Source organism: Agitococcus lubricus (genome assembly GCF_003051055.1).
GTDB lineage: Bacteria > Pseudomonadota > Gammaproteobacteria > Pseudomonadales > Moraxellaceae > Agitococcus > Agitococcus lubricus.
Genome location: NZ_QAON01000007.1, coordinates 75,541 through 86,185 on the forward strand (window position 1 = coordinate 75,541; position 10,645 = coordinate 86,185).

At 44.2% G+C, this 10,645-nt stretch carries 10 protein-coding genes; all 10 read right to left on the bottom strand.

All coding sequences use genetic code 11. The features are described from left to right. Positions 1-9: 9 nt before the first annotated feature. The 10 genes from adk to C8N29_RS08770 all read right to left on the bottom strand — a co-directional run bounded on the left by adk (position 10) and on the right by C8N29_RS08770 (position 10,401). A complete protein-coding gene (adk, locus tag C8N29_RS08725; RefSeq protein ID WP_107865675.1) occupies positions 10-663 on the bottom strand; it encodes an adenylate kinase in 654 nt (217 codons plus the stop codon). Between the two features lie 394 nt (positions 664-1,057). Continuing rightward, entirely contained in the window at positions 1,058-3,151 is a 2,094-nt protein-coding gene (locus C8N29_RS08730) for a TonB-dependent receptor plug domain-containing protein (RefSeq protein WP_170106938.1), read from the bottom strand. Positions 3,152-3,295: 144 nt separating this feature from the next. Next, positions 3,296-3,706 carry a protein TolR gene (gene tolR / locus C8N29_RS08735; protein ID WP_107865677.1) on the bottom strand — a complete coding sequence of 137 codons (411 nt, stop codon included), beginning with the start codon at positions 3,704-3,706 and terminating at the stop codon, positions 3,296-3,298. 1 nt (position 3,707) lies between these two features. After that, positions 3,708-4,406, bottom strand: coding sequence for a MotA/TolQ/ExbB proton channel family protein (locus C8N29_RS08740; protein ID WP_107865678.1), 699 nt, complete (start codon positions 4,404-4,406; stop codon positions 3,708-3,710). 15 nt (positions 4,407-4,421) lie between these two features. Then, positions 4,422-5,066, bottom strand: a complete 645-nt coding sequence (locus C8N29_RS08745) for an energy transducer TonB (protein ID WP_170106939.1) — start codon at positions 5,064-5,066, stop codon at positions 4,422-4,424. A gap of 38 nt (positions 5,067-5,104) precedes the next feature. Continuing rightward, positions 5,105-5,782, bottom strand: a complete 678-nt coding sequence (locus C8N29_RS08750; protein WP_107865680.1) for a Fe2+-dependent dioxygenase — start codon at positions 5,780-5,782, stop codon at positions 5,105-5,107. Between the two features lie 59 nt (positions 5,783-5,841). Then, positions 5,842-8,148 carry a catecholate siderophore receptor Fiu gene (locus C8N29_RS08755; protein WP_420836657.1) on the bottom strand — a complete coding sequence of 769 codons (2,307 nt, stop codon included), beginning with the start codon at positions 8,146-8,148 and terminating at the stop codon, positions 5,842-5,844. 169 nt (positions 8,149-8,317) lie between these two features. Beyond that, positions 8,318-9,133, bottom strand: a complete 816-nt coding sequence (locus C8N29_RS08760) for a DUF4198 domain-containing protein (protein WP_107865682.1) — start codon at positions 9,131-9,133, stop codon at positions 8,318-8,320. A gap of 37 nt (positions 9,134-9,170) precedes the next feature. Continuing rightward, the gene (locus tag C8N29_RS08765) at positions 9,171-9,686 is read right to left on the bottom strand and encodes a DUF2271 domain-containing protein (protein WP_107865683.1); all 516 of its coding nucleotides are present in this window, start codon (positions 9,684-9,686) and stop codon (positions 9,171-9,173) included. Positions 9,687-9,783: 97 nt separating this feature from the next. After that, the gene (locus tag C8N29_RS08770; RefSeq protein ID WP_204509307.1) at positions 9,784-10,401 is read right to left on the bottom strand and encodes a PepSY-associated TM helix domain-containing protein; all 618 of its coding nucleotides are present in this window, start codon (positions 10,399-10,401) and stop codon (positions 9,784-9,786) included. Positions 10,402-10,645: the final 244 nt, after the last annotated feature.

Consider the following 10,645-nt stretch of genomic DNA (forward strand, 5'->3'; position numbering starts at 1 on the left):
TTAGCCTGTTTACTTCAGTACAGAAGTCACTTTCGCACTGATGGCTTCTACTGAGCCTACGCCTTCAATTTTTGCATATTTTGGCGCGGTTTGGTCTCCACTTGCGGCTAATTGCTGGTAAAAACCGACCAACTGTTCGGTTTGCTCATGATAAACTTGTAGACGTTTTTTGATGGTATCTTCTTTATCATCATCACGCTGTACGAGGTCTTCACCTGTGACATCGTCTTTATCAGCGACTTTAGGTGGATTATGGGCAATATGATACACACGACCCGACGCTGGGTGCACACGACGCCCCGATAAACGGCTGACGATTTCTGCATCAGGGACAGCAATTTCAACCACGTAGTCAATCGCAACGCCTGCACTAATGAGGGCTTGTGCTTGGGGAATGGTACGTGGAAAGCCGTCAAATAAACAGCCATTGACACAATCTGGTTGAGTTAAACGCTCTTTGACTAAACCGATAATAATATCATCAGAGACTAAACCACCCGCATCCATGATTTTTTTAGCCGCTACACCCAATTCTGTCCCTGCTTTCACAGCGGCACGTAACATGTCACCCGTCGAAATTTGCGGAATTTGGAATTGTTGAGTAATCACTTGAGCCTGAGTGCCTTTACCTGCACCGGGTGGGCCTAAGAGAATAATGCGCATTAATATGCTCCCTAGTTTAGAAAATAGAATTTACTCAGATTGATGCTAGCTGATGGCTTTAATAAGCAAAAACTAAGCCGTCTTCTTAATATGGCATGGACAGTGCTGAGCGCTATGCAGATTTTATTAACAGCCATCCATCTCTGCGATGCAAACCGACAGTTTGGCCGTTTATGATTACTCATCGTCCTACAACTGAGCCATTATGGCGCATATTGTCTCAAAAACTAAAAACCACTGTCAAAACTATGCGGCAAAATACACGCCATCGGCAGACTGTACAAGTGATTTATGCGTTCTTATTGCATTAAAATTGTGCACAAATGCAAAAAGGCCACCTAGATGTGGCCAGCTTTGCTACTTAAGGAAGAATAGAGGGTAAACCCCAAGGTCTTTACCAACGACCTTCCGCACTAAAAATAATATTGGCATAGGTTTGCATAATATCTTGCTCTGTACGTGTTAATTGTCCTTGATTGTCATATTCATACAGCGTATCTGTTCTATCTTCTGCCAATAGATTATTCACCGCAACACGTACGTTAAACTGTTTATTGACTTTATAAGCAGCGTAAGCATTGAGTGTTTTTTGTTCACCTTGCTCCTGAGAAACCGTTGCACTGCTCTCTCTGTCCATCGCCGCAATATAATTACCCGATGCGCCTAGCGTTAGATTGTTCAATTTATACTCTACACCCAGATTAGCACTTTGGCGGTCACCTTCACCCGAACCTAAATTCGCCACAGGGTCAGTGAGTGTATTTTGAGTATATGCATAAGCAGCACGCAAACTCATATTGGGTAATGATAAAGCGAGTAGTTGTACTTTACTATCGAGCGAAACACCCCGTAAACGCGCATCGCCAACATTATAAGGACGCTCCAGCCAACGACCATTTTCTAATAAGGTTAAACGCTGCACATAATCACTGATATGACGTTCAAATATCGATAGAGAAATATTACCTGCTTTATCAGCCAAATAATGCTCTAGCCCTAGTTCAATACTCCGTTGGGTTTCGTTAGCTAAGAGCGGATTGCCTGCACGGTCGGGATTACTGGAGCTATTCACTCCCGAGGTCGTACGTACCACAGGACTTAATTCGCGGGCAAAGGCAGGACGCTGATGTTGGGCTATGCTAGCACGGACATTCCACTGGGCATTAGGTTGCCATAAATAGTGTATGGATGGCGCAAAGGTGTCTTCTTTTTGCACAATCAAGCCTTGCTGTATATCGTCAATACGATTATCTATCTGCTGCCAACGAACCCCATAACTTAGATTATGCTGTTCTGAAAGCAGCCACTCATCTTGCCACCATAAGGCCAGACGCTTTTCTTCTACTTGTGAATCAGTTGCTAACAGTTGGTCTTTATATTGTTGTTCGGTCGTTTCTTTTTGACGCCACTCTAAACCTGCCGTCACTAAATGCGTCTCCAAGAATACGCGTTTGGCACGTGCATCAATGGCAATTTCGCGCTCTTCACGGTCTGTATTTTCTTGATTTGTTTGCTGTCCACCTGCGGATAACAGTTGATAGGTGAGCTTATCTGTCTTCTCGTTTTCGGTTTGTAAAAATAATTTCAGGCTTTGCTCGCCGCCTTGTTCGACTTGCTGCTTCCACTCGGTGATGAGTCGGCCTGTTAGTCGCTCACCTTCGTTTTGGTCGAGTTCTTGCGCAATCGTACTCTGGGTACGTTGGGTATTCACCTCCCGACTATCTTGGTTATAACCCACAAAAGGACTGATAATCACTTGCTGATTGTTGGCTAACTTGATGTTCACACGCGGGGCAAAGGAAATATTATTATCGTCGCCCGATTGTGTGCTGCGCTCAATGACTGTCTGTGTCTGCGTGACATCATTAATCGTTGTTTGTCGCTCCCCCACTTGCGGTTTGCTGTCAACGGCGAGGGATAATAAATAGCCCCAAGGGTCTTTGCTTAAGCCATACTGACTATCTGCACGTATCCCTACGTTATTGTCTGCACTGAATAACGTGACTTTGCCATTACGGGTTAATTGTTTTGGCACATCACGCAAAATAATGTTTATCACACCTGCGGGACTGGTGACTAAAAACTCAGGGGTACTATTACGAATAATTTCTACTCGCTCAATTAACTCTACGGGCAATCGCATGACCGTCCCCATATTATTGCCGCCACCTAAGGGTTGGCCATCGACTAAAATCTGAGGCATATTACGGTTTTGCGCACGATTGCCGCCTTGTCCACGTTTAGGCGGAGCGCCTGTTGGCGCATCCATAAACATGCCTGTCATGGGTAATTTATTTAGTAATTCGGCGACGGTACTGCTATCGGTTGCTTCAATTTCTTTACGGTCAATAATGGTTTTGGCAGCCGACGCCATACGCTGCTCTTCTTGAACATCTAAGGTTGAGTTCACCTTCACTTCGGGTAAAACACTTTCAGCAAAAACGGGCTGTATCAAGACAACGCTTAAAGTAATTGGCCAATATTTCATGAACATTCTCTTGCTAGATTTGAACCGCTAATAAGGTTTTATTTAGGAATCCGTTGACAAACATGGGCTAAAAAAGTCAAAGGATTAGACGACAGAATAGAGACGATTGAGCGGAGTCGAAATGATTAGGACTTATTACAGCCCCTAGTATTTAGGCTCTGTAATAAACCCTAATTTTTGCACCCCGCTACGTTGTGCTTGCGCCATCACTTGCATGACATACTCATACTCCACTTTACGGTCGCCACGAATATGCACTTCAGGTTGTGGCTGTTGCTGAGCAATTTGGCTAAATTGTTGCGCTAAGGCGGCTGGCTCAATTGGCGTATCGTTCCAAAATACTTGCCCTTGCGCGTTAATAGAAATACTAATCGGTTTCTGCTGTACTTGATTGGGCTGGTTGTTAGCACGTGGCAAATCGACTTTCACGGCATGGGTGAGTACAGGTACGGTAATAATGAAAATAATCAGTAATACCAACATGACATCTACCAAGGGGGTCATGTTAATCTCACTCATCATCTCGTCATCGCCACCTTCAATATTAAATGACATCTTAAACAGCTCCCTTACGTGGTGAGCCAGTTAAAAAGTACGCATGTAATTGACGGGCAAAACGTTGTAATTTACTGACGATACCCTTATTAGAACGGACTAAGACGTTGTAGCCTAAGACAGCAGGAATGGCGACTGCTAAACCAAATGCAGTCATAATTAAGGCCTCCCCTACAGGGCCTGCAACCTTATCAATACTGGCTTGGCCTGAAGCGCCAATCCCCACCAACGCATGATAAATGCCCCATACTGTGCCAAATAAGCCTACAAACGGAGCAGTCGAGCCAACAGAGGCTAAAATGGGTAAACCCGATTGCATACGCTCGGCACTTTCTTCAATGTCTGCACGTAAGGTTTCTTTTAACCATTCGGTCAAACTGATTTGACCATGTAAATCATTTTTACTTTGTTCATGATGTTCAACCGCATCTTGACCATTTAAGGCCAGACTCATAAATGGATTAAAGTCTGACGATTTATATTGTCTTAATAACTCTAAACCTTGGTCAAAACTTTGCGTATGCCAAAACGCACTGCTATTTTTGACAATTGTCCGCAATTTCATGACTTGCCATGCACGACTGATAATGACATACCAAGATACGATAGACATAAGCAATAACAAGAGCGCGACAACTTTCATCACTATGTCGCCTTGTGCCCAAATTGCCATGACACCATACGGATTTTCAGTGACCATAATATAAACTCAAAATTAGCTATTTAATGAGAAAGAAATCGGCAATACATACCAATAATCAATCGCCTGATTGCCACGCTTGGCAGGTTGAAAACGCCATTGTTTGACTGCTTGTAAAGCGGCATCGTCTAAACGCTTAAAACCACTGCTCTGTTTGAGCTTAATCTCGCCTACCGTTCCGTTAGCCAAAATTAAGACATCTAGTAATACCTTGCCTTGTTCAGCCAAACGTCTAGACATCGCAGGATAGCTAGGATTGGCATTGTTTAGGCTACTCGCATCGCTGCGTGGTGGCGTAATTTCTGTCTCAGGCGGTGGCTCAGCTTTACTCACAACGGGCGCATCAGTCACAGGTGGTGTGGGTATGGATTTATCAATCACAGGTTCGCTTTTTTCAACGGCAACGGGTTTTTCGAGCGTAATTGCCTTTTCGGAAGGTGCTAAAACAGGCATTTTGGGAACTATGGGTTGTATCGTTGGCTGAGCAACAGGTTTAGGCGGTGCAGGTTGTTTAGGCGTCTCTAGGGTTTTAGTTGGCAAAGCAACAGGCATAATCATCACCGCTTGGATGGGAACGATGATATCCTGAGGGATAGGAGGCAACACCTCTTGTTGACTCGCCCAATAAAGCGCGCAAGCATGTACCCATACAACGGTCACAAAGATAACATACTGATTTCGAGAAAACGCGACACCCATTACTCAGCCCACTGCCGTAATAAGTTATGATAGTGATTGGTTAGCGCCAAAATATCTGGGCTATCTTGTAGTTGCTGACGTAAACGGATGATAGTCATATCTAAATCAAATAACAGTTGACGTTGGCTGTTATCTTTCACCAAACTTTGTGACCATAAAAACGCCGCAAAACGCTGCCCCTCAATCACTGGCTCGACACGATGTAAACTACTGGCAGGATAGACAATCGCATCCCCTGCGGCGAGCTTGACCTCATGACTCCCGTAAGTATCTTCAACTACTAACTCACCACCTTCATAGTCTTCAGGCTCGGATAAAAATACCGTGGTCGATACATCGGTACGTACAGGCAACCGCGTTAAGGCCTCATATTGAATAGCACCATCAACGTGATTACCAAAATGGCCACCGTGTTGATAACAATTAAACAATGGCAACAGCAATTGTTTGGGTAAAACTGCCGATACAAATAAAGGATGCGCCAACAAGGCCTCTTTGACTTGTTGTGCCAATTGTTGAGCGATGGCTAGGTTTTGAGAGAGTTGCAAGTTATGTTTGACTTTGGCCGCTTGTGCACCTGCGGTCTGCGCACCTGCTTGCCACGGAGCAGCCTGTAGCTGCTGCCTTATCTCTGCCACGTGTTGTTTGCTGAGCACTTGCGGAATATGTAATAACATAATACCTAAACCCTTAACCTACACCTCTCCCACAGGGAGAGGATGCATTTACACTGAAATCAAAAACTAAACTCAGCACTGATGGCGGCAGACATCGGAGCACCCAATGTCATACGCGCGCCACTGTTATTGAGCGTGTTGATGTATTCTTCATCAAGCACATTATAAACATTCAAACGCAGATTCGTATTTTTGCTCACTTTATACGCTGCCATGATGTCAGCAACCATATATGCCTCAATAACAGGCATATTTTGCGTGCTTAAATCAGTGCCTTGGGTAATGACACGTTTTTGCTCACCCACATAACGTGCACCAGCACCTACCGTCAACTTATCTAAAGTATAAGATGTCCACACAGAAGCTGTAATATCGGGTGTCCAACGTACACTATCGGTAAACACCCCCGCCTGCGTGCGTAAATCTAGCTGCTCTGCCTCCATAAACCCAATAGAAGCGGTCACTTGCCAAAAGTTAGTTAACTGACCAACTGCCGCCAATTCAACACCATCAATACGCGTTTTTGCATCTTGGGTAACGACGCCTAGCGCATCTGTTGTGGTTTGACCATCATTTTCGGTACGGTAAATCGCCGCAGAGATATTTAACTGCTTATTGAGCAGTTCCCACTTAGTACCAAGTTCTGCGGTGGTCGTGCGCTGAGGGTCTAACTCGCCATTCGCCTGATTACCAGCAACTGCTGATAGCACAAAGTTTGAGCCTGCTGGAGGCGTTTGTGCATCGGCAAAAGCAATATATACCGACCCATTCGCTGTTGGCTTAAAGACAAAGCCCGCATTCCAGCTTAATAAGGTGTCCTCGTCTTCCAAATCAACTATCGCCACATCACCTACCTGATAGCCTTTAGGTGAATAAGTCGCCAAGTTTCCACCTGTGCCACCTGTCACTAAAGTACCTGCCGTGGTCTTGGTTTTATAACGGTCTGCACGTAGCCCCAGATTTAGCTTTAGCTTTTCGGTTAATGACAAGGTATCAAAAGCATATAAAGCCACTGTGGTTGTCGAACCGTCACTGTCTGCACCGGTTAAATACGGGACTAAAAACGGTTGCTGGCTATTTGGGTGATACACGGATTGGGTTGGCGCGGTAAAAACAGGCAAAGTTTGTCCATTGACAACCACTGTGGTGGTACTGGTGCTGCCTGTGGTTGTACCCAAGTTGAGTTGGCTCTCTTTCAACAACTCTAAACCAAACACTAAATCATGATGAATATTGCCTGTTTTTAAGGCCGTATTTAAGGTACTTTGGTTTGCCCAAATTTCATTGGTTTGGTCTATACGCTGGCGACTTAATGAAGTTTCTAAAACTTGGCTCGTTTTATTGATAGATAACGCCGTTGTTCCCCCTGCAATCCCTGTCAGTACGCGGTCAACATGACTTTTGCCATAACGCGTGATATTACGAAATACTGTTTGTGTATTGATTTGATGCTCTATTTTAGCCGTTAGCATATCGGCACTGACATTTTCGTAGTCTTGTTGACTGCCATAATAGTTTTCAGGATTGACCTTCTCAGCCGCATTGATGGTTGCGTTACTGTTATAAAAACCTGTCATACCTAAAGTGGTAATGCCACCATCAGGCACATTATCTTGCCGTGTATGTTGCGAGTAAATATACACTTTTGTGGGTGAATTTAAGCCAAATGCCAAACTGGGTGCAATTGCCGTATGGTTGTAGCGCACTTCGTCTCGACCATCTACATTGCCTTCTTGAACCATCACATTCAGACGTAAGGCACTACGGTCGTCAATCACATTATTGCTATCAACCGTCAGACGCTTTTTATCTGCTGTTCCCACGGTTAAGGCAATATCATTGGCTTGTTCTAAGGTAGGCAACTTAGAAATCAAATTGATATAGCCTGCGCTTGCACCGCGTCCCACTTCCGAACCGCCTGCCCCTTTTACAATTTCGACTTGTTCAAGGTTAAAAACATCTCGGCTTACAGCCCCTAAATCACGCACGCCATCGACAAAGGTAGAGGTATTTGCGCTAAAACCACGCATTTGAAAGGTATCACCTGCGGCGGTATTACCATTTTCACCCAATTGCATGGTAATACCCGAGGTATTACGCAAAGCCTCCATTAACGATGCCGCCCCTTGTTCTTTCAACATTTCTTTTTTGAGCACCTGTACGGTTTTAGGTGTATCGACAAGGGCTTGTGTCAATTTAGGCGAGGCTGATTTCTCGGCTTTGTACGGCACATCAACGGCCGCTTGGACTTTGACCTCATTGAGTACAGGTGCATCTTGTGCCTGTAATACAGGGGAGACCAAACTCCCTGCCATCGCCACCATCGACGATGTAAATAAGGTGGATTTTTTACGAGAACGAATCATAGACACAGCTCAATACCTCTAGATAGCCCTCTCATACTCACCCGCCAATAAGAGGCGTGAGACATGCAAAGGAAAAATATAAAAAGGCTTGGCTGGTCTGAATAAGAACTGGCTGGGCACTTTGTAAATGATAACAATTATCATTTAATTTTGCAACAACTTGCAACAATTAGGGTAATAAAACTTCTACGGTGGCAGCATAGCTATAACGTTTTTCGGGCATAGGGGGACGTTTGCCATCAACCATATCGGGTAATTGTGGGTAGGCCGCTTTAAGCCAATACATCCCTGCAAATGGCCATTTAATGCTAATAATGCCGTCTTTATCACTCACTGCTGTGATTTCATTTAAGACACCGCGATAACGCACACCGCCCGCAATCACCGAAACTTTGCTATCTGGGACAGGTTTTCCCTCTAACAAGACCTTAAAACGGGTCGTTTCTTGTGCAAACAACTCCGTTGGATTCGTCAGCGGCACTAACTCTAAGCCTGTTCCTGTTGCCTTGAGTACCGTATCGTTTGCTGTATCGTTGGTAACATAGGTTTCTAAGCGACTATAAGTACGTGATACCTTAATATCCGTTGCGTCAGCAGGGATTTCTTGTGCCATTTTCTCTTCGGTACCACGCCACCGTTTTTCTTCACCATTCAAACGGTAAGTCGCCATCACACTTTGGGCGTTTTGACTGATTTTATATGTCCCTTTTTGTGGCAATTTAATGTCTACCGAGCTTCTAAATTTTGTTTTTATTGCTGCTTCAGCCTTGATTTGACTGCCATCAGGCGCGATGACGTCTAAATTGTCCAATGACAAGGCATTGGTATCAAAATCAAATACATTTTCAGAGACTGCACCGTCAATCGTTACCCATGCTTCTTTGGCATCTATTTGGGTACTCGATGGTAAAAGCCATTGCCGATGAGCCTGTGCTGAAGGCATTAACATTAATAAACTCAAACTCAATATGGTTTTTTTCAGCATGATGGATTTCCTAGATAGGGTGATTTATGTATAGACATTAGGGCTTTGCAACGACGGTTACTTTGCCTAATTCTTCTTGTCCTTGTGCGCTGGCCTGATTTGCTTTTTTACTTAACCAATCAAATGGCACTTTGAGAACTTCCCGTCCCCCCCCTTCGCGTGCGGCCTCTATCACTAACTGGTAATGTCCCGCGGGTAATTTTTCTAACGCTGTATTCTTGTCACTAAAAATGAGTTGATGCTCACCCACGTTACGCGTTGCGCCTGATACACCGTCGACAGGCATAGTTAATTCGCGACCACTTTTACGCCACCATTGACGCAAATCTTTGAGCCATTTAGTCCCACCGTTATCACGTTTTTTCAGGTCATACCAAACTGCCAAATTACCCACAAACTGTTGACTCTCTTTTTCGACCCAAATCGCCACGTAGGGGCGATGATATTCCGCCACATTGAGTGCTGGAATTTGTATATTGACCGCCAACTCTGCTGCTTGTGTAGCTGACACTAGACTGATGGCCAATACAGAACCGTATATCAGTGACTTCATAAAGACTCCTTAACTTGCAAAAAATAGGCGCTTCGCCTGAGATAAAACCCATATACGATTGCTTAAAAATGTATTTCGTTGTCCAACGACGCGGAGGTTACACATGGACAAAAAAGAGGACTAAAACGAGTGGAATCACCAAACCTGCACTTAACAATGGCCACACCATGGGGCGACGACGTGCGTGTTGCTGTAAAATAAACAAGCCCGTTAGCGAAAAAATCACACAAGCGAGCGCGAAAATATCAATAAACCACTGCCAAACCACGCCTGTATGACGACCTTTATGTAAATCATTTAATAAAGAAATCAGGCCACGGTTGGTGTTTTCATATTCAAATTGACTATCGAGCAACGAGAATCTTGCCCATGCATCTCCCCCTGCTTTAGGTAAAGACAAATACACTTCGTCGTCTGACCATTCAATTTGCGACTCACTGTGTAAGCGAATACCGTGTTGATTAATAAGCCATTGCTCCACCGTTTTAGGCAATGATGACGGAGCGGGCTGTTGCTGTGCTAACTGTTGTAATTGTTGATTGATGCTACTGGGTGTCACTTGTGTTTGCCGTTCTACTGTGGGCTGTGCTTCAATTTGACTGGCATGATTCAGGGTGATACCCGTCACACTAAATACCAACATCCCCACTAAACATATCGCCGAGCTAATCCAATGCCACTGATATAACTGTTTTAATAACGATGCTTTAGCCAAAACCACACCTTCTAAATAATAAATTAAATGATAATAATTCTCATTATAATATAAAAAGTCTCGAAAACAATGACTAGAGGCGTATTTTTAGGAAAAAACAGGGAGGGTTTAGGACTTAAGCTAATCAACTTGGGCGTGTATATCCCCAAAAGCTCAGATGATGAACGCTAAATAACGGTTGAAATGTGAGCAAATAAGCGATAACCGCGTAAGTCCTAACAATGCTATTGATAACAGCGAATTG

What these genes read in the sequence shown, in the direction of transcription:
- C8N29_RS08765 (WP_107865683.1), bottom strand. Translation starts at nt 9,686, where the DNA reads ATGAAGTCACTGATATACGGTTCTGTATTGGCCATCAGTCTAGTGTCA.
- C8N29_RS08760 (WP_107865682.1), bottom strand. Translation starts at nt 9,133, where the DNA reads ATGCTGAAAAAAACCATATTGAGTTTGAGTTTATTAATGTTAATGCCT.
- C8N29_RS08730 (WP_170106938.1), bottom strand. Translation starts at nt 3,151, where the DNA reads ATGAAATATTGGCCAATTACTTTAAGCGTTGTCTTGATACAGCCCGTT.
- tolR (WP_107865677.1), bottom strand. Translation starts at nt 3,706, where the DNA reads ATGTCATTTAATATTGAAGGTGGCGATGACGAGATGATGAGTGAGATT.
- adk (WP_107865675.1), bottom strand. Translation starts at nt 663, where the DNA reads ATGCGCATTATTCTCTTAGGCCCACCCGGTGCAGGTAAAGGCACTCAG.
- C8N29_RS08750 (WP_107865680.1), bottom strand. Translation starts at nt 5,782, where the DNA reads ATGTTATTACATATTCCGCAAGTGCTCAGCAAACAACACGTGGCAGAG.
- C8N29_RS08740 (WP_107865678.1), bottom strand. Translation starts at nt 4,406, where the DNA reads ATGGTCACTGAAAATCCGTATGGTGTCATGGCAATTTGGGCACAAGGC.
- C8N29_RS08755 (WP_420836657.1), bottom strand. Translation starts at nt 8,148, where the DNA reads ATGATTCGTTCTCGTAAAAAATCCACCTTATTTACATCGTCGATGGTG.